The organism is Candidatus Chloroploca asiatica, assembly GCF_002532075.1.
Classification (GTDB): Bacteria; Chloroflexota; Chloroflexia; order Chloroflexales; family Chloroflexaceae; genus Chloroploca; species Chloroploca asiatica.
On sequence record NZ_LYXE01000015.1, the window covers coordinates 25,939 to 50,063 of the forward strand.

A 24,125-nucleotide genomic window follows, 5' to 3' on the forward strand; every position below is an offset into this window, starting at 1 on the left:
TCTTCCTACCTCCTCGTTACAATCAGTTGAATCCGTGCTAACGCTGCTTCGGCGCGAGCGACATCAAAGCGCAGATGCTCTTCACGTGGGCGTGCGCCAGGTGCCTGTTTGACCCGCTCGCCAAGGAGGTGCCGTTCGTGCCGTGTGAAGGTGGCAAAGGTGCGCCGTAAGAGCGGGACGATGGTCTGGAAAGTTTCGTCGTTGAGTGTGCCAAGCCAGGTGTCGATGAGGTGCCAGAGTTGCTCGTCATGCACGATGAACATGCCACTACCCTGGAGCAAGCCCTCGATCCAGGCGGCAGCCGCCGTGGGTGGCTGGGACGGCGAAAGGGCCTGGCTCAAGAGACGCGCTGCTGCGTCGTTGCTCAGGCGTTCGACGTCGAGCAGCAGACGGCACGACTGACCGGCGATCAGGCCATGCATATGCGGTGCTTGCACGAGGTGGGCCAGAGCCGTAAGCCATTGCTCGCGTTGCGCAGGCTGTCCAAGCAGACCAATGGCCGCGTTGGTTGCGGCAATGCGCCGACTCATTGTGGCGGCGGCTTCGTCGTTGACGTTGGTGCAGACGTTGCTTAAGCCGATGCAGATCCGCGTGACCATGCCGTCAACAACGATGGCAATGAGACTCGTGTCAAGCTCGCGGACGCTGCCGTACCGCAGGCTGTTGACGAGGCTGCTGCGTGTCTGCCGATCTTCGCTCGTGAGCGCATCCATCAATGCTCCGGCATCGTTTGTATGCGTGGCCCGCTGTTGGAGCAGATCCATGAGCGGGGAGATTGCGTCAGGAAGATCGGCGAAAAGGGCTTGATTCACAATCGCAACCAGATCGCCTAGCACATCACTCTTGCGGGCGCGGTCGAGCGTGCGTGCCGTGGCTGCCCCGCGTACCGTTGTGCCCCAGATAGCGGCTTCGATCAGGGCGACGTCAAAGGCGGGTTGCCACTGCAGCCACCAGGTCTCGCGGAAGGTTCCGGTGCCCGTCACGTCGCCCGGTTCACCCCAGGCCAGGCCGAGCAAGCTCAACTGGCGCACCAGGGCGCTCTGTTCGCGATGATTGGCTTTGCGCAGATCGAGTTCGAGCAGGCGTCGCTCGGCCGTTGGTTTCATGCGGAGCCGCCGCTGTTGCTGGCGGAGATCCTGCTGCAAGGGGACAAGCGGGGTTTCGTCGGGGATGCTACCGATGCGTTCACCGACGATCAGTTGCTGGTGAATGAGGCGCATCGGGGCGTCGTTGCCGGTGCAGAAGACCGCCCGCGCTGCTTCTTCAAGCTCACTCAACCCTGGCACAGGGTGTTCGCGCAGCGCCGCCAGCGCTTCGGCGAGGCGCACTGCTTCGATGATATGCGCCGATGAGGCGTCGAGGTCGTGCTGCCGCAACAACCGGGCGACGCGGGTCATCCATTGGATCGTGACCGCCGTTGCATCGTGGGCCGCCTCACCCATGGCCCAGAGATGATCGTACCACCCTGGCGAGGCGATACCGGCACCGTAGCCACTGGCAACCGTGAGTCGTCCGTAGGTCCACGGGGCGAGCGTCGCCGCCGTTTTAATTTTTGGCAGCCCTTTGAGCAGTTGGTCATCAGTACGGGCAGCGTCAAGTGAGACCAGGGCTGGTGCGTGCCATGCCCCACAGACAACCGCGATCCGCTGAAAGCCCTCGCGACGTGCCTGGCGGAGGGTCCGGCGCATCCAAGCTTCGCGATAAGCCTCGTACGGATCGGTTGGCGTCGGCTGATCCTCGCGCAGGGCACTCATGGCCTCAAGGACCGCGCTGAAGATCGCCGCATCATCGCGGCGCTGCTCGACCAACTCTTCCCACCAGCGTTCGCCGTCGCTATAGCCTGCCGCGAGGGCCAGGGCACCGAGAGGATCTTCGGCAGGGTGCAAGATCGGTGAAACACCAGCCTCCCTGTGAGCCTCCCCGGTTTTTTCCAGTGCGAGCTGATGGAACTGCGGCAGATCCATACAGCGCACAGGGATCTGCTGGTGCAGGGCATAGGTAATCGCCTGAAACTCGGGTGAAAAGCGGGCAAACGGATAAAAGACGGCCTGATCGGGACGCTCGGTAGCATAGACGAGCAAGGCGATAGGCGGTTCGAGCGCGGGATGGGCGAGCAGGGGCAAGATCGGGTCGGCCTCGGGCGGCCCTTCGACCAGGACGAGATCGGGGGCAAGTTCCGTCAAGGCCCGGCGCAGACTGCGCGCCGAACCAGGCCCGTGGTGGCGAATACCAAAGATGTGGTGGGTTGCGGGTGCCATAGTGCCTCAGGCAAGTTCACGGCAGGCGCGGTAGAGATCTTTCCAACCTTCGCGTTCTTTGACGACGGTTTCGAGGTATTCAAGCCAGGCGACACGGTCTTGAACCGGGTCTTTGATCACAGCACCAACCAGCACGGCGGCCACATCACCCGCACGCAGAGCCCCATCACCAAAATGGGCCGCGAGCGCCATGCCGCTATTGACCACCGAAATCGCCTCGGCGGTGCTGAGCGTACCGCTCGGTGATTTGAGGCTTGTCCGGCCATCGGCGGTCATCCCGGCGCGTAATTCACGGAAGATCGTCACAATCCGGCGGATCTCTTCGAGGGCTGGCGGTTCGCCGGGCAACTCTAGGGCACGCCCGAGACTCGTCACGCGTTGCTGCACAATCTCAACCTCTTGTTCGAGGCTATCGGGGAGCGGCAGTACGACCGTATTGAAGCGCCGCTTGAGCGCACTCGAAAGCTCGTTGACGCCACGGTCGCGATCGTTGGCAGTCGCGATCAGATTGAAGCCCTTGACAGCCTGCACTTCGCTGCCGAGTTCAGGAATGGGCAAGGTTTTTTCGGAGAGGATCGTAATCAACGAATCCTGCACTTCGGCAGGAATGCGCGTCAACTCTTCGACGCGGGCAATTTTGCCCTCTTGCATTGCCCGCATCAACGGGCTAGCAACGATTGCAGCGGCACTTGGGCCATCGGCGAGCAACCGGGCATAGTTCCACCCATAGCGAATCGACTCCTCGCTGGTGCCGGCGGTACCCTGGACAAGCATGGTCGAATCGCCGCTAATCGCCGCCGCCAAATGCTCTGAAACCCAACTTTTGGCCGTTCCAGGCAACCCGATCAGCAACAGGCCTCGGTCGGTGGCAAGGGTCGCGATGGCCGTCTCGATCACCCGGCGTGCCCCGATATATTTGGGCGTGATCGTCGTCCCGTCGGGCAACTGCCCACCAAGCAAGTAGGTCGCCACGGCCCACGGTGACAGGTGCCAGCGTGGCGGGCGCAGGCGCTGATCGTGGACGGCCAGCGCCTGCAACTCATCCGCATATTGCTGTTCGGCGTGCTCGCGAAGAAGGGTGGTCATACGTGTTTTTCCTTGTTGTGCTGATGCACGAGAGGGATGCTTGGGGTTACGCCCCCACACTCTGTTCTTTCGTGCGGTGTTGACGGCTGTGCCAGGAACACCGCACCAACTGCCTATAGATGGGCAGCCTAACATTCATACTGATGGAGCCTAGAAAACTTCGGCAATGCGGCGCCGCAAGTGTAGGCGGTCGCGAAACGGAGCTATCAGCTGGCGCCAGTAGTTGTGTTCAGCGATCGCTGGAGGAATTATACTGACTGCTTGCGCAGCGAGTTCAGGTGGAACAGCTTCGACAAGCAGATCCAGGGTTTGGCGAAGGTTGCTTTGGTGGTGGAATTCGGTTGGTCGGAGCAGCGCCAGTTCACGGGCAAAATGGGCCAGGATAGCCTGCGCGAGTTGATTGCTCCAGGGTGTAAGGCGAGCTTCCAGCAACTGGCGCGTCAGGCCATGGCGTGAGGCTTTCTGATTGGCCTTGAGCAACGTGAGAACGAGAATTTCGCGCTCGACCGGCGGAATCAGCGGCAAAAGAGGGAAGACATCGACGGCATCAGGGTTGTTCAAGCCATAGGCAACGAGAGCCTGCGCCCATGCCTGATCGCGAAAGGCAAGCGTTGCGGTAATCCAGGCTTTGAGCATCGGCTCACGCCATTCTTTGGGCATCCGTGTTTCGAGCAGAGTACTGGCCGAACGCGACCATGCGTTGCACCAGGCCGATGGTGGCGTTCGGGCGACGATGGCGACGAACCACCAGGTACGCTCGCCAAGCCCAGGCGGCGGTTCGCGACTTATGCCGTCACGCTGCATCGCCTCGTCACACCCCGTAGGCAATTCAATGCTCAGTTTCGCGAGCAACCCGCCGCTATACTGCACCAGCGCCAGGGCCCGCTCGGTCATACGTTGGGCCAGGCGCGAGGTTGGCAAGGTCGCCAGCAGCGCGGCAGCTAACTGGCGCACCCCTCTGCTTCGATCGTCAAGCACCGCTTCGAGGAAGGGCTCATCGGCGATGCTCAACTCGCTACGCAGTGCCTCCACCAAAGCCTGGCGATCATCGGCCTTCTCTTGCGCCCAAGTTGACTCGATGAGCGAACGGGCGAGCGCGGGGCGTTCGGGGCGCACAGCCTTCAGCAGCACCAACCGCTCGCCACAGGTACCCACGTCCCACGCAGCCTGGAGCGCTGTTGCGTCCTGCGCGGCCACGGTTGTCTCACTGACCGACGCAAAAGCCCACCCAGGATGGAAATTCGCGAGCCAACGGCCCCGTTCACCAATCACCTTCATCACGAGAGGTTGGAGATCGGGCGAGGTGCGAGCGCGTTCGAGTAAGGCTGGCAGAAACGGCGGAGGAACCCGCACCTCATGCGCAGCGGCCCTGGCCAACCACTCGCGCACCAGGAACTCGGGCTGACCCTCAAGCACCTGCGACAACAAAGAGGCCGCTTCTCGCCCACAGATCGGCTGGGTCTCGTCGGGTGCAGGCGCAACGGGATCAAGCGCAAGCACAGGCGGCAACGCACCGGCGCGCACATAGAGCGTCGCTGCCGCAGCGACATCAAGGAGGCGCGCCGCCGGTTCACCCTCACCGGGCAATTCGGCAACCAGATCGGCCAGCACACCAACAGGAGGTTGCGGTAACTGCGGACGGCGGACCGTCCCCATCAGCGCCACCGTCGTCAAATCTTTCCAATAATGCAGCGGATCACCCATCATACTCACCCCATCCCCAATGATCTCTCGCGTGCAAGGAGAGTGAAGCGCAGCGCCCACCCTCCTTACACGCAAAAAAATCCCCCCTCGCATTGCACACTCAACGGCAGCAACATCTGCCCATCCCATTCGCCCACGATGGTAAAAGGATGGCCGCCGGTCAAGGCCAACAATTGCCAGATCTGCGTGGAGGTACGCGACAGCGGCAGCGTCTGCTCATCAGCGTCACGCAGATACCAGCGCTCTTCCACGCAGGCAAGACGACAGGGGCCAATGCTCAACAGATGACGTTCAAGCCACGGCTGCTGTGCCAGCGCCGCCGCATAGCTTCCAATGGCCGCATTGATTGGACAGCCAGGCAACGGGCCGGGTTCAGACGTCAATTCCTCGCGCGTTCGTACGAGCGCACGCTGCGGTACCGAACCGGGATAAAAGACAAGCTCGCCGGCAAAAAAACTCCCCGGCACCAGGCTCTGGTCAAGGGGGGTGTAGGCCGTGCTAAAGCTAAGCACCAGCGCCGAACGCTGGCCCGTCATCCCCCAGAGCCAGGTACGTTGCACGCGCAGGCGCTCTTCATCTTCAATGCGCCGCCCGAGCACCAGCCACTGATCGAAGACACCCTGACCTGCCAAGAGGAGTTCCGCCTGGCTCTGCGTAAAGCCAATGGTTGTGCGCACATCGGCCTGGAGGTCGAGGGGCAAATCATCCAGGTGCGCATAGGCACGCGCAAGCAGGTACAACAGACTCAACTGATCAAGCAGATGGCCTTCCCAGCCGTCGCCAGATCCCGGCAGCAGAGCCGCCTCACGCAAGCGTCGGGCCACCCCGGGGGCCTGTGCATCAACCATCCGGCTAGCAAACGGCGCAAAGACACCCAACGCCCCCTCTTGTAAGCCAGCGAGGCCGGTTCTGACGCGATCCTCAAGCCAGCGTTCAAGCTCGATCATCCCCGCTGCCACACGCTGTTCACGCGCTGTCGGGGTACGCGAAGGTGACGGGTCAAGCTCGGCGGGCGGGGCGACAGGCGCAGCCTCGGCGGATGCCTGGCGGCGCTCGGCGGCACGGGCACGCTGCGCGAGCCACTCAGCCACCCAGTCGGGCGACTCGGCAACGGGCACATGATCAGCCTGATTTGCCAACAGCAACATCAGGGCAAGGGTATGTTTGCAAGGGAGCTTGCGGCTCGGACACGAGCAACGGAAGGCCAGGGTCTCAAGGTCAACCTGGACGCGATACAGACTGGCCCCACTGCCCTGACACTCGCCCCACAGGGCGCGGCTATGCGTGCCGAGTGTTGGCCAGAGCTTTGGCACCGCCAACTTCCTGGCCGCCGTCAACGCCGCCACATCAGGGGCCATGGCTGCAATCTGATCGTCGTGCAAGGAAGCAAGCCTCCGGCTGGGGGGTTCGGGTGCGCCCCGTCGCCCGGTAGGGGGCGAAGCACCCGCCCGCGAGCACGGTGTACCTTCGGCATGCGGCAGAGGTAAGGGGCGAAGCACCCGCCCGCGAGCACGGTGTACCTTCGGCATGCGACAGGGGCGGGTGCTTCGCGCCTACGACTATCGCCCTCTACTCCAGATAGTCACGCAAATGCTGTCCAACATCAGGACTCCGGAGACGACGGAGCGCCTCGGCCTCAATCTGACGTGCGCGTTCACGGGTCATCCCCAAAGCGCGGCCAACCTCTTCGAGGGTGCGGCGGCGACCATCGAGCAGACCGTAACGGAGATCAATAATGCGGCGTTCGCGGTCATTGAGATGGTTGAGGGCTGCCGAAAGATCGCGGCGCAGGAGTTGCGACGAAGCAAAATCAGTTGGCGAGGGCACATCATCATCAGTCAAAAAATCGCCGAGCGTATGATCGCCCTCATCACCAACGGGCGTTTCAAGCGAAACCGGGCGGCGGGCGGCCTCAAGCACACGCTGGATACGCTCAAGCGGCTGTCCAAGGGCCAGCGCAATCTCTTCGGCAGTTGGCTGACGCTCAAGCGATTGCGCCAAGCGCTCGGTCGTACGTTTCACCTGACCAACCGACTCACTCATATGCACCGGCAAACGGATCGTACGACCCTGTTCCGCAATAGCCCGGGTCACAGCCTGGCGGATCCACCAGGTCGCATAGGTACTGAAGCGATTGCCCTTGCGGTAATCAAACTTCTCTACGGCCCGCATCAACCCGATATTACCCTCTTGGATCAGATCGAGCAACGAAAGACCGCGTCCCACATACTTCTTGGCAATACTCACCACGAGGCGCAGATTCGCCTGGATCAAATGACGCCGGGCATCATTGCCACACTGAATATCACGTTCGAGGAGGCAACGAAACTGGAAATCAGGCTCACCGCCAGCCTCCAGATGAGTCTCGGCTGCATTGCCACGCTCAATCCGTTCGGCAAGTTCAACCTCTTCGCGTGCCGTCAATAGCGACACACGCCCAATCTCCTGGAGATAGTGTTGCACGGCATCGAGCGAAGGCTCGCCAACACGCCCTCCATTCACCGCAGGAGATGGCTCATCAATATCATTCAACGCCTCGGTCTCATGCTCCTGCTCCAACGTCTGCGGTTCGGCTAACTCCCAGATCGGGGTTGTTCGCTTGAGCATTGATCCGCGCTCCTAGCTAGGTTCTCAGGGTATGGCAGAGGTGCCATGCATAACAGAAAAGCAACATCTGCCTATCCAAGCTTCAGGCCCAACAGATCGAACCAGTCTCCGGTAATAGCGCCACATCGAACTATTCCAGGGGCCAGAAGTCGTTTTGCGTTGCACGTAACAGTGCGGGGTCAACCGCGTGTGGGTGAATTGATTTGGGGTTCAAAGCAACTATCTACGATGTTGAGTATAGTTGCGATACCATAACTTGTCAAGGGGGGTTTCACCATTTCTGGTGGAATTATCTTGCGAAAAGAGGAGGAAGGTCGGCATAAGCCGTTGCGACGAGACCGGCGACGCGGGCATTCTGGGTAAGCAGCGCCACATTCGTCGCAATGCTTTCACCCTCGGTCTCGGCAGCCATCGCCCGCAACAAAAACGGTGTCACCTCAGGACCGCGGACACCGGCAACGTCAGCGGCAGCGAGGGCGCGTGCCACAGCTTCTTCGACCGTATGGCGAGGCAACGCGGTTGCTGCGGATGGAGGCACGCAGAGCAGCATGCCACCAGGCGCGGCCATCGTCGCCATCGTCCGCTGGGTATGCCAGAGTGCGGCAACCTCGGCGGCATCATTGGCACAAGCATTCAGGCGCAGACCGCTGCTGACACTATAGAAGGCCGGAAATTCATTGGTTGCCAAGCCAACCACCGGCACACCCAGAGTTTCAAGATATTCAAGGGTTGCCGGCAGATCAAGGATCGCTTTGGCCCCGGCGCACACCACAAGGACGGGCGTACGGGCCAATTCGATCAAATCAGCCGACACATCCCACGACAGACTCGCCTGGCGATGCACCCCGCCGATCCCGCCGGTCGCAAAGATAGCAATGCCAGCCGCCGCAGCGAGCGCCATTGTTGCAGCGACGGTCGTGGCCCCATCGGCGCGTTGCATCGCTGCCAGCGCCAGATCGCGTCGCGTCAACTTGCGGATCTGCTCGCCGCCAGTCGCAAAACGCTCTAGTTCCTCAACGTTGAGCCCGACCGTCGGCACGCCACGAACCACCCCGATCGTCGCGGGTACCGCGCCAGTTGTCCGCACCTCAGCCTCGAGCGCCTGCGCCACCTCAAGATTCTGCGGATACGGCAACCCATGACTGATCAGCGTACTCTCGAGCGCCACGATCGCCCGACCCTCTTCGAGCGCCTCACTCACTTCATCAGCAACTCGTAACAGCATAATGGCTCCCACCTTAGATATTTGACGCAAAGGCGCAAAGGTTTTTGCATAGGTGAGCGTAACCCTTCGCGTCTTAGCGTCTTCGCGTGAGCTTATTTGAAAAGTATTGCGTTAAGACCACATCTGGACGCCAAGCGTGCGACGGATGGCTGTGCGAGCCTGGATACGCGGGCGTCCCAGGGCGATTGCATCTTCCGTGTATGCACCCCCACCAGGGCACCCGCAAGGGGTGCCCGGTGTACGGGCACCCCTTGCGGGTGCCCTGGTGAGCCGTGGGCCGCCGTGTGCGCCGCTAGTTGCATGCACATGCTGCCACATAGAGCGTATGTTTATATCCGGTTTCGTAAAATGCAATCGCCCTAGCGGGCATCTCGCCCGCTGTTGCTGTGGCGAGGTATTGGGGCTAGTATAACATGAGGCGTCGTATGGCTTGCAAAACGGTGTATCATGGTAATGTTGCTTGCAAAACAGTCGTTTCATAATAAAGGATTGCAAGATATGATGGTGCCTCTTGTTTCACGCATACGCACAGGCGGTGCGTTGCTGTTGTTGTTGACGCTGATGCTCGCGCTCGTGGTGCCGTTACAGGCACAGACCACTGTGCCGACGGTAGCGCCTGGTGAGCGCATTCATTTTTATGCCGATGGCTTTAATCCGGGTGAACGGGTTGATTTCTGGGTGACTGGCCCTGATGGAAGAAGCCGCCCACGGTTCCCGGCAGTTTTTGCCGATGATGATGGAGCCGTACTCTGGTCATGGGATGTCCCTGCCGATGCGCCTGGCGGGCGCTGGACCGCTGTGGCGCGTGGGATTCGTTCGAATCGCCAGGTGCCCACCGATTTCATTGTGGTTGCACCGGAAGCGCCAACTCAGGTTGCTTCTGTTACGCCCGAGGCAGGTGCCCCAGGGACAACGTTCCGCTTTACGGTGACGGGCCTCACCCCCGGGGATCGTTTTGCGCCCTGGGTACGCGGCCCCGATGGCCGCGACCGCAATATTGGCCCCGATAGCGAGTCACTGCGCGTCGAGGTTGATCGCGAGGGCCGCCTTGCCTGGACGTGGACAGCCCCCGAGGGCACGCTCCCTGGAGCATGGCGTTCGCTGGCCCGCGCTGAACGCGGTGGAACTGTGCTCGAGGTGCCCTTTGCCGTGACCGGCCAGGCCCCACCAGCGCCGGTGCGCCAGGTACAACCAGTGATCGGAGCACCAGGAACACGCTTTGAGGTGACGGTGGGCGGCCTGACCCCCGGTGAAGTGGCGGGCAGTTGGCTCAATACGCCCACAGGGGCGCGGATTGACGGCACGCCCTATATGATCGTGGCACGTGATGGCACGGTTCAGTGGACATGGACGGCGCCTGCGAATGCGCAAGCTGGGCGCTGGCAGGCGATTACCCGTGGTGCCGATAGCCGCATCGAGGTTGTGCTTGATCTGACGATCACCGGCGCAAATCCTGAGCCAGCACCGCGCCCTGATGGTGACGGCAGTGTCACTCCAGCGAGTGGCAAACCTTTCGATACCTTTACCTTCACCGCACGGGGCTTCAATCCCAACGAACAGATCGCCTACTGGCCCACCGATGCAGCCGGAGCCTCGGTGCCCGTCCTCGAAAAACTGCGCGCCGACCGCGACGGCCAGGTGACCTGGACATGGCAGGCCCCTCGGTTGGTCACGACGGGCACCTGGATCATGACGGCCCGCGGCATGACAAGTCGGCGCGAAGTGCAGATCCCCTTTACCATCGAAGCCCCGTATGAGCCCTTTGCCACCGTCACCCCCGAGGTTGGCCCGCCAGGAACCACCTTCGCGTTCAAAGCGGTCGGCTTCAACGTCCACGAACGCCTCGACACCTGGGTTGAACGGCCCGATGGCGTCGTTCTGCACGGCACCCGTGACGTCAAGGCGATCGGCGATAACAGCGCGAGTTGGGAGTGGCGTGCGCCCGATGACGCCCCCGAGGGAACCTATGTCATGGTTGCGATTGGACGTGAAACTGACCTGACTTTCAGGATTGAATTTCGGGTACGGGCCGATCCGTAAGAGGCTGTCTGAAAAGGATGTCAGCATCGTTCGCCACCACGTGGTGTGCCCTTGGAGTAGGGGCACCCCTGGCGGGTGCCGCCGGGCCGGTAGGGGCAAGGGCACCCGCCGGGCAAGGGCACCCGCCAGGCAAGGGCCACCCGCCGGGCAAGGGCACCCGCCGGGCAAGGGCACCCGCCGGGCAAGGGCACCCGCCGGGCAAGGGCACCCACCAGGGTGCCGCCTGGTTCAACGAGCCTTCAAGAAAAGAAAGTGTAAGAATGAACGCAGATGAACGAGCGATCGTCGAAGCGATTGATCAACAAGGCTTGCTTGCGGCCCTGAGCGAGTTGGTGGCGATCCCGAGCCTGGGGGGAACTCCAGAGGAGCAAGCGGCGCAAGAGGCGGTCGCCGTGTTGATGCGGCGTTGCGGCCTCGAAGTCGAACAGTGGAACCTCGATCTGCCGACGCTCTATGCGCATCCGGCGTGTAGCTGGGAGTTGCCTCGCGAACGAGGGCTCGGGGTTGTTGGCAGCCTTGGGAGTCCAGGCGCAGGGCGCGATCTGATCTTCAATGGGCATGTTGATGTCGTGCCCGCAGGCGACCTGGCAAACTGGACGTATCCACCCTGGCAAACCACGCTCACCAACGGGCGGATCTATGGGCGGGGCACCACCGATATGAAGGGCGGGCTCTGCTGTGCCATCTTTGCCGCCAAGGCGCTCCGCGATGCAGGCGTTGCCTTGCAGGGTCGCCTGGTGATCCAGAGCGTCATCGGCGAAGAGGATGGAGGACTGGGAACCCTGGGCGCCATCCTCCACGGCCCTCAAGCGGATGGAGCGATCGTGATAGAGCCGACCGAATTAAAGATTGCGCCACTACAAGCCGGTGCGCACAATTTCCGGTTGACCGTCTATGGTCAGGCAGCCCACGGCTGTGTCCGTGAAGAGGGCGTCAGCGCCATCGAGAAGTTTTTTCCGCTGCACCAGGCGATCCTGCATCTCGAACGCGAACGCAACCAACGCTTCCGCCATCCGCTCTATGCCCGTTACACCACCCCGTACCCCATCTGCATTGGGACTGTCCACGCAGGCACATGGGCCTCCTCGGAAGCTGAGAGCCTGGTGGCCGAAGGGCGCTACGGTATTGCCATCGGCGAAGATCCGCTGGTCGCTCGGCGCGAACTCGAAGCAACCATCGCCGCAGTGGTCGCCGCTGATCCGTGGTTACGCGAGCATCCGCCGCGGCTCGAGTGGTGGGGCGGCACCTTTGACCCCGCCGCAACACCGCAGGATCACCCGCTGGTGCAGACCATCGCCGCCAGTTACACCGATGCCACCGGCAACCCGACGCGCTTCGAAGGGATGACCTACGGGGCCGACATGCGGCTGCTCGCCAACACTGCTGGCATCCCGACGGTGCTCTTTGGCCCCGGCGACGTACGCACCGCCCACCGCCCCGATGAATATGTCACGCTCGACGACCTCCTCAGTTGCACCCGCACCCTCGCGCTCACTGCCCTGCGTTTCATTGGCAACGCCTGAGCAACCCTTCGCTTGCCAATCGGAAAAAGCACCGCGTACATTGGCAACGCCGGAGCAGTTCTCTTGCCAATCGGAAAAAGCACCGCGTACATTGGCAACGCCTGAGCAGTTCTCTTGCCAATCGGAACAGGCTCCGCGTACATTGGCAACGCCGGAGCAACCCTTCGCTTGCCAATCGGAAAAGGCACCGCGTATGCGGTGCCTTTTCCGATTGGCAAAAATCTTCTCCATGGCATAGAATTTCTCTGGCTACTAAGCCATGCCTTGGATCAGAGTCCTGAAGAAGAGAGAGGTCGATGAAGACACACCCTCCGAGCACTCATTGCTCAACGCGACGCCGTGGTCTGTTCGCTCTGTCGGGTCTGCTCGTACTTGTCGTTGCCCTCGTGGGGTTCGGGGTTGCCGCCCCGGTACGTGCCGTCAATCCATCACAGGTCGGTTCCGAAAATGTGTTGCCCGCCTTTATGCGAGGCGCGATCATCCGTGCCACATATGACGGTGACACCGATGATCTGCTGACAGCCGGGCTCGGTCAGGCCGGCTTGCAGGGTGCCGCACCCGTTGCGGCTGATCCGCTCAATCCGACCGCTGCCGAGTTACGTCGGTTGGCGATCTACACCAACTACCGGGCGATTGTTGATGTCACCCCCGGTTCGGGCTATGGCACCCTCTATGGGCCTGCCGTTGGCACCGGGGCCACCGCAAGTGGCAAGATTGCCGGTAAAGAGTATCTGGCCTATGCCGATGATGGCACTGGTGCCCAGAATGTCACGATGATGGTGCAGATCCCAACAACCTTTGATCCCCAGAATGCCTGTCTCGTGACGGCACCTTCGTCGGGTTCGCGTGGTGTCTATGGGGCCATTGGCGGGGTCGGCGAATGGGCCTTGAAGCGCGGATGTGCCGTCGCCTATACCGATAAAGGCACTGGCATGGGCTACCACGATCTGACCGCTGGCACCGTCAATTTGCTCACGGGCGAGCGGAGCACCGTGGCAGATGCGGGGCTGAATGCCAATTTTGTTGCCACGTTCGACCAGGACTGGGCCACAGCCAACCCCAACCGGATCGCCGTCAAGCATGCTCACTCGCAGCAAAACCCCGAAGCTGACTGGGGCCTGCACGTCCTGCAATCGATTGAGTTTGCCTTTTACATCCTCAATCTGCCCGAGAATTACGGCACCGATGACGGTGGCACCAACCGGCGTGCCCTCGTAACCGACAATACGCTCGTCATTGCGGCTGGCGTCTCGAATGGCGGCGGGGCGTCGCTGCGCGCCGCTGAACTAGACACCGAAGGTTGGATCGACGGGGTTGCCGTCTCTGAGCCGAATGTCAACCCAACGCAACGGCGCGATTTGCGCATCGAAGCGGGCGATGAACTCTGGGCATTGCCAAATCACAGCCGGGGCTTGCTCGACTACTACACCTTCTTGAACATCTATGCGCCGTGTGCGGTGCGCGACGCATCACTGGCAACAGCTCCGTTCAACCTTGTCCCAGCAGCACTTGGTGATGCGCGCTGTGCAAGCCTCGCGACCCAGGGTCTCGTGAACGGGACAACGGTCGAAGAGCAGGCCGCCGATGCACTGACCCGCATTCGTGCCTATGGCATGGTCGAAGAGCAACTGGTGCTCTTGCCTTCCCACCATGCTTTCACCGTCTTCGAGAGCATTGCGTTGCTCTACACCTACAGTTATGGGCAATTCAGCGTCAGCGACAACCTCTGTGGGTTCAGCTACGCCGCCGCCGATGGCACCTTTGCCCCGACGGCAGCCGATGCGACCTTGATGGCGAATATCTTTAGTACCGGCAACGGCATTCCACCGACCGGCGCGATTGCGATCATCAATGATCGCTCGTTGGGCGGGCCATTGGTTAGCCGCGTATCGGTTGGCTCAAATGGTCAAGCCGACCAGAACCTTGAAGGCGCCCTCTGTCTGCGTCGGTTGGCAACAGGGGTGGACGAGAATGGCGAAACGCTGACCGGAGACGAATTGGCACAGAGTGAACGTGTGCGTGCGGGAGCCACCGCAGTGCGGGCGAGTGGCAATCTTCAGGGCAAACCAACGGTGATTGTCCACGGGCGCGCCGACTCGGTGATCCCGGTGAATTATGCCGGACGCGCCTACTTTGGGCTCAATCAACTGGTTGAAGGCGAGGCGAGCAAGCTGCACTACTACGAAATCTTGAACGCACAGCACTTCGATGCCTTCAACGGGTTTGCCGGCTTCAATACGCGGTACGTCCCGATCCACCACTACGCCCTCGAGGCGCTGGATCTGATCTATGCCCACCTAACGACCGGGGCGGCGCTCCCACCGAGCCAAGTCATCCCTGCCCTCCCACGTGAGCCAGGCGAGGCTGCGGGCACAGCCGTACCGATCACCGAGACGAACGTCCCGCCCGCGCTGGAAGAACCGCTGCGGACTAACCGCATCATCTTCCTCGAGCAAGATAAACTCGTGCGCATCGGCGCAACGATTCGTAGCGTCTATCTCCCGTTGCTGACCCAATAACAAGCCATCATGCCATACGAGGCGGACAGCAAAACTGTCCGCCTCGTACGCCATAACCGCTACCAGGCGCCAAGGGCAAGACCTGTGAGGATCGCCAGCAGGGCACCGGCAATCGAAGAGATCAGGTTCACCATATCGTTGTTGAGCCATTGCCAGCCGCGGAGGAAGGTGGTAGGACGGCCATCGCGGGCCACCCGGCGCTCGGTTTCGCGGCCATCGGGGTAGGCATAGATCGCCTGCACCGTTGCACCCATCAGACTATCAATGAGTGCACCGCCCACGCCACCGACCAACGAAGCAGGGATCACCCACCAGGTGGAAGCAGCAGGCGCACCCTCGATCACCAGCAGCACAAAGAAGATCGTCCCGATCAGCAAAGCGCCGATCGCTGATGCACTGGTGCCAAAGACGGTAACGCCACCTGAGGTGCCAGGGTCAACCGGGCGACCATTGGTAATCAAGCGAGGCTTGTGCGGGCTGAGCACGCCAAGCTCGGTCGCCCAGGTATCAGCCGTGACCGTTGCCATAAAGCCCGCAAACGCAGCGAGCAGCGTCACTGGTTGCCCGGTCAAAGCATAGGCCGCAGCACACAACGCACCAAGCCCACCATTTGCAAAGGTTTGCCAGAGATCACGGCGGCCCCCTTTGGCAAACTTCTCGGCTGCCTTGCGCTCTTTGAGTGACTCTTTATAGTGCGACAGGATCGTACTCGTCACAAAAAAGGCAATCAGGGTTAAGCCCCACGACCAGCCACCAAAGCCAAACGTCAGCGTACCAACGATAATCGCGCCAAGCCAGCCACTCTGCGTAAGAGAGCGACGCCAGTAGGCGAGCCCGCCAATCCCGACACTGAGAACCAGACCAAGGCCCAGCTGTGCTATGTCCATAACGTCTGCACTGCTCAATCCAGCCGCACAAGAGGGGTTTAAACCAAGCGACACATCAGACCTGCTTTGTGCGCGGCACACAAAACGGGGTGTCACCTAAGTGACACCCCGCGATTATACCAGACCTCAGCCATCAGGCTGCAACAGCCTGCATGTTGAGTTCGGTCTCATGCATTTGCTTTTTAATCGATTTGAGCGCGGCATCAAGCTCGGCAATCAGCATATCGGCAACCTGCTGGGTCGGCACAAAAGCCGCCATTGGGCCAAGCATCGGTGCGAGGTTCAAACCCATTGTTGTCTTGATTTCAGTGCCATTGATGGCCGGCACAAGCTCCCACCGTGTTTCGACAGGTACGGGCGTGCGCACATTAAAAACAATCTCTTGGTTATCGGTCCACGTCAGATCGCCCTCACAGCGGATCGTCCCAAAAATGCCACCGAGGCTCATATAGGTTACCAGACGAGCTTTGCGTGCAACCTCATCACGGCTGAGCAATTCAACCTTTTGCACCCGGGGAAGAATCATCGTGATGCTGTTGGGGTCAGAGAGGGCGGCAAAAATCGCCTCGGGGGTCGTATTCTCAATGTGGGCCCGGCGATGTACCTTGATCATTATCTGTGTCCTCTCTTCTCGTGCGCGTCTGCCGTATGTCTGTGCATTTGCACAACTAGCGTAAATTTTTTGTCCACCCTTTGCACAACTAGAGTATACAACCTTTTGCACACCTTGTCAATGGTTTTGCGAGGCAAAGCTATGCAATCTATCCAAGCGGTCATCATGGGCACCGCGGCTTCCGTAACCATTCGCACTTGGGTAACAGGCAAGCCTGAGAGCGAAAGCGGGGCGGCCTTGCTCTCAAGAGAAGGACGAACACGTACCGGCTTCCGTGCCTCATGGCAAATATCCGTGAAATGGTATAATGGCGAGGGCGATCCCCTTTACAGCGCGGTTAAGGAGACCAGACGTGACAAGCGCAAACAACCACCGGCGGGCAACCCTTTTTGTAACCTGCATTGTTGATCAAGTCTATCCTTCGATTGGTCAAGCAACGGTAGCGCTCTTAGAGCAACAGGGGGTTGAGGTTCATGTCCCGCCCCGGCTCACCTGTTGCGGTCAGATGGCCTTCAATGCAGGGTTTCGCGATGAAGCCTATGCAATTGCCGGGCGTACCATCGAAGTGTTACGGGGCCAGGGCGACGTTGTGTTACCGTCAGGTTCCTGTACCGCCATGATCCGTCACCTCTACCCCGAGTTATTTGACCATAGCCCCTATGCCGAGCCAGCCCGCGAACTGGCCGGTCGCACCTACGAACTAACTGAATACCTCGTTGATGTGCTCGGCATTACCGACGTAGGCGCACACTTTGCGGGGCGCATCGCGTATCATCATGCCTGTCATGGCCTGCGTTTTATTGGGGTCAAGGCACAAGCTGAAGCCTTGCTGAGCGGGGTTCGCGAGGCTGAACTGATGCCGCTCGCTGGTTGCCAGGAATGCTGCGGCTTTGGAGGGCTCTTTGCGATCAAACAGGCCGCTATCTCTGAGGCGATGCTCGAGCGAAAACTCGCGGCAATCGCAGCCAGTGATGCCGAACTGGTGGTCACTGGCGATGCTTCGTGCATGACCCAGATTGCCGGCGGTCTTTCCCGTGCTGGAAGTTCGATCCGTACACGCCATCTTGCCGAAGTCCTAGCAAATATGGTCGATGTGCGCTGAGGAGTCACGTGTATGAGCGAGACAAGCAGCGCCAGACCAGGTGATGGCGATCTGCGCACAACAGCGCTGCTACAGCTTACAGCAGCCATTGAGACGGCAACAACGCTTGATGAGTTACTGATGCTCGGCCTCAATGAGTTCACTCACTTGCTTGAGATAAGTGATGGTGGCGTCATCTTGCTTGATGAGGCTGGTACGACGGCGGGCCTAGTCAGTACGATTCCGCTGCGCACGAGTCTGCCCCCTGCCTTTCTGATCACCGAGACGACGTTTCTTTGGCGGGTGGTTGCCAATCGCGAGGCTATGCAGGTTGACGATGTGGCGCTCGCGATGGGGGCCGCTGATGCTGCCGCCGCAACACGCCAGATTCTGCCGCTGCTCAACGCTGAACAGATCCGTTCACTTCTCTTTTTACCTCTGGTAGCTCAGGATCGGGTCATTGGCGTGCTGGTCTTTGGTAACCGTACGGTGCCACGTCAGTTTGATGAACACGAAGTTGCCCAGGCACGCCTGATGGCAGGGCAATTTGCCGCAGCCATTACGTCGTTCCGGATCGCCGAAGAAGCCCTCCGGCGTACCGCAGAACTCGCGACCCTCAATGAGATTGCCAATACTGTCACCTCTTCGCTCAATTCCCGCGAGATCTACCATCTGGTAATGGAGAAGATCAATACTTATTTCTGTGTTGATGCTGGCTCGCTCTTGATGCTTGATGAAGAGAGCAATGACCTCGTGTTTGTGATGACCCTGGAAGCCGGTGAAGAAAAACTCTTTGGCGTTCGGGTACCGTATGGTCACGGCATTGTCTGGAGCGTCGCCTCGAGCCAGCATTATGCCGTGGTCAACGACGCGCAGGCTGATCCGCGCTTTTTCCGTGAGGTGAGTGATGCCCTCGGGTATACCGTGCAGACAATTCTCTGTGTGCCAATGGTGGTCAAGGGGCGAACGATCGGGGTCATCGAGTTGTTGAATAAGCTTGAGGGCCCTTTTACCGAGGAAGAGGCGAACCGCCTGACGCGCATGGCAGCAACCATTGGGATTGCGCTAGAAAATGCGCGCCTCTTTCAAACGGTGACGACGGTGCGCGATCGCTTCGAGGCGATTCTGAATTCGACGAACGATGGTATTTTGATGGTGGATATGCGTGGGATTATTATGACGGCCAATCCCAGGGCGGCGCAACTGCTCGATAGACACCGCAACCAGTTGATCAACCATACGCTCGATCAGGTGCTACACGATCTGCGCAGCCGTGCCGTCAGTGTCAGTCTCTCGTCACGCCTACCCCACGAGGCCACCTCTGAAGGGCTCGAATTTGAACTGCCCGCCCTTCAGGGGCGCTTCCTTCGCCATTATATGTTGCCAGTACGTGAAACGAACGGTACCGAGATTGGGCAATTGGCCCTCTTTCAAGATATATCGCAAGAACGCGCCCTCGATCAACTGCGCGAAGATTATGTCGGCATGCTTGTCCATGATTTGCGCGCTCCCTTGACAGCGATCATTAATGGTATCCTCATGGTGCAACGTGGCCTCGGTGGACCAACGACCGAGCAGCAACAAGAGTTGCTGTCGATTGCGCACGAGGGAAGCCAGACAATGCTGGCGATGATCAATACGCTGCTTGATATTTCGCGGATGGAACAGGGGCATATGAATCTGAATCGTGAGCCCCTCTCGCCCTATGCCGTCATTGACCAGGCCCTCGATCGTCTGCGGGTCTCGGCACAGAGCCAGAATATCCAGTTGAAGCAGGATTTCCGCGCTGGCCTACCCTTGATCGAGGCCGACCGCGAGAAACTTGTCCGTATCTTGCAGAATCTGCTTGATAATGCAATCAAATTTTCACCGTCAGGGGGCGAAGTTATCCTTGGGGCTGGCGTTATGCCAACGGCAAGCCGCGAAGATCAGGGAATCCTGCCGCTCGATGTTCGTATGCCCGATCTGGAAACTGGTGAACACCTAATCTTCTGGGTACGCGATCAGGGTCCAGGGATTGCCGCCCAGTACCACGCCCGTATCTTTGATAAATTTGGTCAGGCCCACCATGGGCAACGCATGCGCGGATCAGGCCTCGGGCTGACCTTCTGTAAATTGGCCGTTGAAGCCCACGGAGGCCAGATCTGGCTCCATAGTAGCGAAGGCCATGGAAGTACTTTTGCCCTGGCTCTGCCGGTCAGTGCATGACAGGACGTAGGTTATGCTCACACAATTTGATGTCGAGCGTGCTTTGCAACACTATGACCTCGGGGAGGTTCGTAGCGTCCGCCCGGCGAGCCACGGGGCGGTCAATGAGACGGCGTTCGTCGAGACGAGCATGGGGCGCTATGTGGTGCGCCGTAATCAGCGCAAGCAAGGGTTAAGCGCTGTTGATCTGCGCCATCGGTTGATGGCCTGGCTGCGTGCGCGCGGCTTTCCTGCCCCACGACTTATTCCAGCACGCAATGGCGAGCAAGCCATTGATTTTGACGGGCGCTTCTTTGAAGTCCAGACCTTTATCGAAGGTGACGAGTTTAACCGCGATCGCCCGGCTCACCTCGCTGGCACTGGGTCGATCCTGGCCCACTATCACAATGCCGTTGATGGCTTCCCTGATCCGCCCCTATCACAAGGCCCACGCTATAGCACCTCATCGCTGTCAGGGCTGATCGAGCGCATTATGCAGCGCGATATAATGGGCGATTTGACTGTCCAACTCAACTGGTATGATCGACGGGCCGCCGATCTCAAACGCGCACTCAGCGAGCAAAGCTATGAAGCGCTGCCGCACGTGCTGATTCACGGTGATGTCCATCGCGATAACCTGATCTTTCGTGGTGATACCGTCGCCGCCCTGATTGATTTCGATCAGGTGACGCTTGATGCGCGCCTCGTTGATCTCGCCGATGCCCTCGTTGATTTTGCCGTCGGGATGCCCCCCAAAGATTGGTATCCCTGGGGTGTCTATGCTGGCCCCCTTGATGCCGAGCGCGCAGCCCAGTTGCTCAATGGGTATGACCAGATTGCGCCCCTCTCATCCTATGAGCGCAAAGCGTTGCCACTTATGATTGAGGTGATCTGGCTTCAAGGTAATCTGCGTCGTGTCCTGACGACCCACGATGCTGATCCCGATTATCATTGTGAGGTGCTGGGCCAAGGGCAACGCCTCGCCGAATGGCTGCACGAACACCTCGAGGCGATGAACCTCGGCTAGGAGCCTACCCTGGCAACGAAACGCAAGCCAAAGGAGCACGCGATGCTTGTTGCTCGCCGTCAATTTACCGTCCAGGATTACCATCGGATGCGCGATGTTGGTATTTTTGCGGAAGATGATCGCGTTGAATTACTTGATGGAGAGGTCGTGCTTATGAGTCCGAGCGGACCCCTGCACGCTGCCATTGTCCGTCGTCTGAATACTCTCTTGAGTCAGGCGGCAGGCCATCAGTTCATGCTGAGTGTTCAAGATCCTATTCAGTTATCAGATTTGAGTGAACCACAACCGGATCTTGCGCTTCTGCACTATCGTGCTGATTATTATGCAGCCTCACATCCACAACCCGCTGAGATTGAACTGCTGATCGAAGTGTCAGATACCTCGCTTGACTATGATCGCGAACAGAAACTGCCACGGTATGCCGCGTCAGGCATCCGTGAAGTATGGCTTGTTGATCTCACGCATCAGCAGATTGAACAGTATATCGATCCTGCCAATGGATCCTATCGAACCAAACAGACCTGGATCCACGGTCAGACGTTGACGAGTCCGCATCTTGCGATGCTGAGCGTCCGCGTTGATGCTATTCTTGGATAACGATGTCAGCAAGGAGACAAAGTAATGACGGAACGAGCAGAGTATACTGATGAGGAATGGGCTACAGTTCTCGCGGCACCGGTGGCGGTGATTTCAGCAATTATTGGCGCGAGTCTCGGTGGGCCGGTGGGCATTATGAAAGAGGTCGCCGCGGCGGTGAAGAGTTTTGAGCAGGCCGCCGAAACGAAGCGCGATAATCCGTTGATTGTTGCCGTGCTCTTGAGCCTCAAAGAGCGTTTTGAGGCGTTTGGCGGCGGGCTTGATGATCCGGCACTCCAGCAGATGAATATTCTTGAACTGGGCCAGGATGTGGATCGTGCCGTGGAAGCTTGCCGCGTCGCCCGCGAGTTGCTTGAACAAAAGGCTCCCCCCGACCTGTCAGCCGAGTTGCGCACCTGGTTGCTTGAAATTGGGGTCAACGTTGCTCACGCTGCCGTTGAAGGTGGCTTTTTTGGTATGGGGGGTGAGCGCGTGAATCAGGCCGAACGCGATATGCTCGTGCGCCTCGCCGAGGCCCTGGATGTACCGTCACCACTATGATCTTTAGTTATCCTGGTGCGCTCCATATTCATTCAATCCACTCCGACGGCACCGGTACCCTCCCTGAGATCGTCGCCGCTGCCTGGGATGCCGGTCTGCGCTGGATCATTGTCACCGACCACGATACGCTTGCCGGGCGCTCGTATGCCGGTTGGCACGATGGCGTGCTCGTGATTGTTGACCACGAGATTACGCCTGACCGCAATCATTTTCTCGCCCTGGGGGTTGACCAGGTCATCAGCCATCAATTGCCGCCCCAAGAGTTCATTGACCAGACCTATGCGAGCGGTGGGTTTGGCATTATTGCGCATCCCGATGAACAGGTCGTCAATCGCTTCAAAGATTGTTATCGCTGGGACGATTGGACGATTGATGGCCCACGCGAGCGGGCACGGCAGACGGTCGGGCTCGAGTTGTGGAATCTGATGAGCGATTGGGGGGAACACCTTACGCCGCGCAACCAGTTCCTCCATTTTTGCGTGCCCAGCCTCGGCCTCAGCGGTCCTTCGCCCGCCACGCTCGCATGGTGGGATCGGCTCAATATGACCGGACGGCGTACATTTGGCGTCGGTGGAGTTGATGCCCACGCTTTTCGCCGGAAGATCGGCTGGTATGAGATCGAAATCTTCCCGTATCGGTGGCTCTTCCAGACCCTAACCAACTATCTGCAACTCAGCGAGCCGTTGAGCACCGACGCCACCGAGGCGACCCAACAGGTCTATGCCGCCCTGCGCCAGGGCCAGAGTTATTTCATCAACCGGCGTGAAGCTGATCTGCCCGCGTTGCATTTTGTGGCCCGGCGCAATGGTCACTCGTATCGTAGCGGCGATACCGCCTCGCTCGCCCAGGGGCCGCTGCACATCGAGGTGGACGTTCAGCGCAATGCCGACCTCCGCCTCATTGCCAACGGCCACATGATCGCCCACGGGGTACGCCAACTACGCCACACGATCACGTCCCCCGGCGTCTATCGCCTCGAAGCCTATATCGGTAGCAAAAGCTGGCTCTTTGCCAATCCGATCTATGTCCAATAAAGGTCGGTCATGACCCTAAAAACTTTGCGCCTTTGCGTCAAAAAAAACGCCTTCTTTGACCTGTATTGCCCCTACAAACCACCAACTTCGACGCCGGCAAGACGCTCAAGCGCCTTGATCAACGCATGATTGCCCTCTTCACCCAGACCGTCGGCTTGCAGGGTGCGGTAGAGTTGAAAGATCATGCCTGTGCCAAGCATCGGCACCCCGATTTGATCAGCCGCCTGGAGCACAAGGCGCAGATCTTTTTGCTGCAAATCAATCGTGAACCCAGGGCGCCAATCACGCTTGATGCACTGCGGCCCGCGATTCGTGAGCGTCCAACTCCCTGCCGCCCCACCCGACACGGCAGCAAGCGTACGCTCGAGATCGACGCCACTCGCCTGGGCAAAGACGAGAGCCTCGCTCACGGAGAGCATCGTCCCGACCACCAGAATCTGATTGACGAGCTTGACCGTCTGACCATCGCCGACGCGCCCAACATGGGTAATCGTCTTGCCCATCGCCTCAAAATAGGGGCGGGCACGTTCAACATCCTCGGTGGCACCGCCAACCATGATGCTCAGCGTGCCCTTTGCGGCGCCCTCGCTGCCCCCGCTGACCGGTGCATCGAGGAACGCAATGCCTCGCGCCGCAAGCGCCTCGGCACAGACCCGCGCACCCTGCGGGCTGATCGTGCTCATATCAATCACCAGGCTCCCAGGTTGCGCCGAGGTTAACACATCGCCAAGCAAAAGGGCGTGGACATCGGGCGTATCACTGACACACGAAATAATCACCTGGCACTGGGCCGCCAGTTCCGCCGGGCTCGCCGCCAAGTTCGCGCCCTGTGCCACCAGCTCATCTGCACGCCCGCTCGTCCGATTCCAGACCGTGAGATCAAACCCTGCCTTCAGCAGATTAGCGGCCATCCCGCGCCCCATAATGCCCAACCCGATAAAGCCGACTCGCTCTGTCATCTTCTTGCCCCTCTATAATCTCGTCTTTGTCGCGATAGCAGCCCGCGATCATTTGTGAAGACCTGGGTGCTTGCTCGCGGTGTAGCCGTGAGCAAGCACCCAGACGCTTGGACAAACCCGTTAGGGTTGCGATAGCACGATCTTATCCCAGATAGCGACGATCTGCAAAAGCTGGTCAGGTATCCAACCTCGCCATAGCAAAATGCAATACAACTCATTCGAAGTTGCGCTTTCTTTA

General features: G+C 59.7%; 18 protein-coding genes. 9 read left to right on the forward strand and 9 right to left on the reverse strand.

All coding sequences use genetic code 11. The features are described from left to right. Positions 1-5: 5 nt before the first annotated feature. The 6 genes from A9Q02_RS01180 to A9Q02_RS01205 form a co-directional block, all read right to left on the reverse strand. Positions 6-2,258 carry a DUF5682 family protein gene (locus A9Q02_RS01180; protein ID WP_097650543.1) on the reverse strand — a complete coding sequence of 751 codons (2,253 nt, stop codon included), beginning with the start codon at positions 2,256-2,258 and terminating at the stop codon, positions 6-8. A 6-nt stretch (positions 2,259-2,264) separates the two neighbouring features. Next, entirely contained in the window at positions 2,265-3,344 is a 1,080-nt protein-coding gene (locus A9Q02_RS01185; RefSeq protein WP_097650544.1) for an ATP-binding protein, read from the reverse strand. 150 nt (positions 3,345-3,494) lie between these two features. Continuing rightward, positions 3,495-5,051 carry a DUF5691 domain-containing protein gene (locus A9Q02_RS01190; protein WP_141508642.1) on the reverse strand — a complete coding sequence of 519 codons (1,557 nt, stop codon included), beginning with the start codon at positions 5,049-5,051 and terminating at the stop codon, positions 3,495-3,497. Positions 5,052-5,113: 62 nt separating this feature from the next. Next, positions 5,114-6,430, reverse strand: coding sequence for an SWIM zinc finger family protein (locus A9Q02_RS01195; RefSeq protein ID WP_172450475.1), 1,317 nt, complete (start codon positions 6,428-6,430; stop codon positions 5,114-5,116). A gap of 187 nt (positions 6,431-6,617) precedes the next feature. Next, positions 6,618-7,655 carry a sigma-70 family RNA polymerase sigma factor gene (locus A9Q02_RS01200; RefSeq protein ID WP_097650547.1) on the reverse strand — a complete coding sequence of 346 codons (1,038 nt, stop codon included), beginning with the start codon at positions 7,653-7,655 and terminating at the stop codon, positions 6,618-6,620. Between the two features lie 289 nt (positions 7,656-7,944). Further along, positions 7,945-8,877: a pseudouridine-5'-phosphate glycosidase gene (locus tag A9Q02_RS01205; protein ID WP_172450498.1), complete on the reverse strand. Its 933-nt coding sequence runs from the start codon at positions 8,875-8,877 to the stop codon at positions 7,945-7,947. 501 nt (positions 8,878-9,378) lie between these two features. On the opposite strand from A9Q02_RS01205, the gene A9Q02_RS01210 reads away from it, so the two are divergent. From A9Q02_RS01210 to A9Q02_RS01220, 3 genes are all read left to right on the forward strand, one after another. Beyond that, on the forward strand, positions 9,379-10,920 hold the full coding sequence (locus A9Q02_RS01210; RefSeq protein WP_097650549.1) for a hypothetical protein: 1,542 nt from the start codon (positions 9,379-9,381) through the stop codon (positions 10,918-10,920). Positions 10,921-11,180: 260 nt separating this feature from the next. Further along, complete coding sequence (locus A9Q02_RS01215; RefSeq protein ID WP_097650550.1) at positions 11,181-12,443, forward strand: ArgE/DapE family deacylase; 1,263 nt, start codon at positions 11,181-11,183, stop codon at positions 12,441-12,443. A 296-nt stretch (positions 12,444-12,739) separates the two neighbouring features. Continuing rightward, positions 12,740-14,962, forward strand: a complete 2,223-nt coding sequence (locus tag A9Q02_RS01220; protein ID WP_097650551.1) for a 3-hydroxybutyrate oligomer hydrolase family protein — start codon at positions 12,740-12,742, stop codon at positions 14,960-14,962. A gap of 59 nt (positions 14,963-15,021) precedes the next feature. On the opposite strand, the gene A9Q02_RS01225 is transcribed toward A9Q02_RS01220, so the two are convergent. Both A9Q02_RS01225 and A9Q02_RS01230 read right to left on the reverse strand, forming a co-directional pair. Continuing rightward, the gene (locus A9Q02_RS01225) at positions 15,022-15,849 is read right to left on the reverse strand and encodes a DUF92 domain-containing protein (protein WP_097650552.1); all 828 of its coding nucleotides are present in this window, start codon (positions 15,847-15,849) and stop codon (positions 15,022-15,024) included. A 133-nt stretch (positions 15,850-15,982) separates the two neighbouring features. Next, positions 15,983-16,462, reverse strand: a complete 480-nt coding sequence (locus A9Q02_RS01230) for an SRPBCC family protein (protein WP_097650553.1) — start codon at positions 16,460-16,462, stop codon at positions 15,983-15,985. A 352-nt stretch (positions 16,463-16,814) separates the two neighbouring features. Between A9Q02_RS01230 and A9Q02_RS01240 the strand changes: the two genes are divergently transcribed. Genes A9Q02_RS01240 through A9Q02_RS01265 form a run of 6 tightly spaced genes read left to right on the forward strand, consistent with a single transcriptional unit; the run spans position 16,815 to position 22,928 of the window. Beyond that, positions 16,815-17,564, forward strand: coding sequence for a (Fe-S)-binding protein (locus A9Q02_RS01240; protein WP_245860177.1), 750 nt, complete (start codon positions 16,815-16,817; stop codon positions 17,562-17,564). A gap of 12 nt (positions 17,565-17,576) precedes the next feature. Continuing rightward, complete coding sequence (locus tag A9Q02_RS01245; protein ID WP_097650556.1) at positions 17,577-19,751, forward strand: GAF domain-containing protein; 2,175 nt, start codon at positions 17,577-17,579, stop codon at positions 19,749-19,751. Positions 19,752-19,764: 13 nt separating this feature from the next. Then, positions 19,765-20,757, forward strand: coding sequence for a homoserine kinase (locus tag A9Q02_RS01250; RefSeq protein WP_097650557.1), 993 nt, complete (start codon positions 19,765-19,767; stop codon positions 20,755-20,757). Positions 20,758-20,799: 42 nt separating this feature from the next. Continuing rightward, a complete protein-coding gene (locus A9Q02_RS01255) occupies positions 20,800-21,354 on the forward strand; it encodes a Uma2 family endonuclease (RefSeq protein ID WP_097650558.1) in 555 nt (184 codons plus the stop codon). Between the two features lie 24 nt (positions 21,355-21,378). Continuing rightward, positions 21,379-21,894: a hypothetical protein gene (locus A9Q02_RS01260; RefSeq protein WP_097650559.1), complete on the forward strand. Its 516-nt coding sequence runs from the start codon at positions 21,379-21,381 to the stop codon at positions 21,892-21,894. Then, positions 21,891-22,928: a CehA/McbA family metallohydrolase gene (locus tag A9Q02_RS01265; RefSeq protein ID WP_097650560.1), complete on the forward strand. Its 1,038-nt coding sequence runs from the start codon at positions 21,891-21,893 to the stop codon at positions 22,926-22,928. Before A9Q02_RS01260 ends, A9Q02_RS01265 begins: the two co-directional genes overlap by 4 nt. 71 nt (positions 22,929-22,999) lie before the next feature. Here A9Q02_RS01265 and A9Q02_RS01270 read toward each other — a convergent pair whose 3' ends face one another. Continuing rightward, positions 23,000-23,887 carry an NAD(P)-dependent oxidoreductase gene (locus A9Q02_RS01270; RefSeq protein ID WP_097650561.1) on the reverse strand — a complete coding sequence of 296 codons (888 nt, stop codon included), beginning with the start codon at positions 23,885-23,887 and terminating at the stop codon, positions 23,000-23,002. Between the last annotated feature and the right edge of the window lie 238 nt (positions 23,888-24,125).

What these genes read in the sequence shown, in the direction of transcription:
- A9Q02_RS01180 (WP_097650543.1), bottom strand. Translation starts at nt 2,258, where the DNA reads ATGGCACCCGCAACCCACCACATCTTTGGTATTCGCCACCACGGGCCT.
- A9Q02_RS01185 (WP_097650544.1), bottom strand. Translation starts at nt 3,344, where the DNA reads ATGACCACCCTTCTTCGCGAGCACGCCGAACAGCAATATGCGGATGAG.
- A9Q02_RS01190 (WP_141508642.1), bottom strand. Translation starts at nt 5,051, where the DNA reads ATGATGGGTGATCCGCTGCATTATTGGAAAGATTTGACGACGGTGGCG.
- A9Q02_RS01200 (WP_097650547.1), bottom strand. Translation starts at nt 7,655, where the DNA reads ATGCTCAAGCGAACAACCCCGATCTGGGAGTTAGCCGAACCGCAGACG.
- A9Q02_RS01210 (WP_097650549.1), top strand. Translation starts at nt 9,379, where the DNA reads ATGATGGTGCCTCTTGTTTCACGCATACGCACAGGCGGTGCGTTGCTG.
- A9Q02_RS01215 (WP_097650550.1), top strand. Translation starts at nt 11,181, where the DNA reads ATGAACGCAGATGAACGAGCGATCGTCGAAGCGATTGATCAACAAGGC.
- A9Q02_RS01220 (WP_097650551.1), top strand. Translation starts at nt 12,740, where the DNA reads ATGAAGACACACCCTCCGAGCACTCATTGCTCAACGCGACGCCGTGGT.
- A9Q02_RS01225 (WP_097650552.1), bottom strand. Translation starts at nt 15,849, where the DNA reads ATGGACATAGCACAGCTGGGCCTTGGTCTGGTTCTCAGTGTCGGGATT.
- A9Q02_RS01230 (WP_097650553.1), bottom strand. Translation starts at nt 16,462, where the DNA reads ATGATCAAGGTACATCGCCGGGCCCACATTGAGAATACGACCCCCGAG.
- A9Q02_RS01245 (WP_097650556.1), top strand. Translation starts at nt 17,577, where the DNA reads ATGAGCGAGACAAGCAGCGCCAGACCAGGTGATGGCGATCTGCGCACA.
- A9Q02_RS01250 (WP_097650557.1), top strand. Translation starts at nt 19,765, where the DNA reads ATGCTCACACAATTTGATGTCGAGCGTGCTTTGCAACACTATGACCTC.
- A9Q02_RS01255 (WP_097650558.1), top strand. Translation starts at nt 20,800, where the DNA reads ATGCTTGTTGCTCGCCGTCAATTTACCGTCCAGGATTACCATCGGATG.
- A9Q02_RS01260 (WP_097650559.1), top strand. Translation starts at nt 21,379, where the DNA reads ATGACGGAACGAGCAGAGTATACTGATGAGGAATGGGCTACAGTTCTC.
- A9Q02_RS01265 (WP_097650560.1), top strand. Translation starts at nt 21,891, where the DNA reads ATGATCTTTAGTTATCCTGGTGCGCTCCATATTCATTCAATCCACTCC.
- A9Q02_RS01270 (WP_097650561.1), bottom strand. Translation starts at nt 23,887, where the DNA reads ATGACAGAGCGAGTCGGCTTTATCGGGTTGGGCATTATGGGGCGCGGG.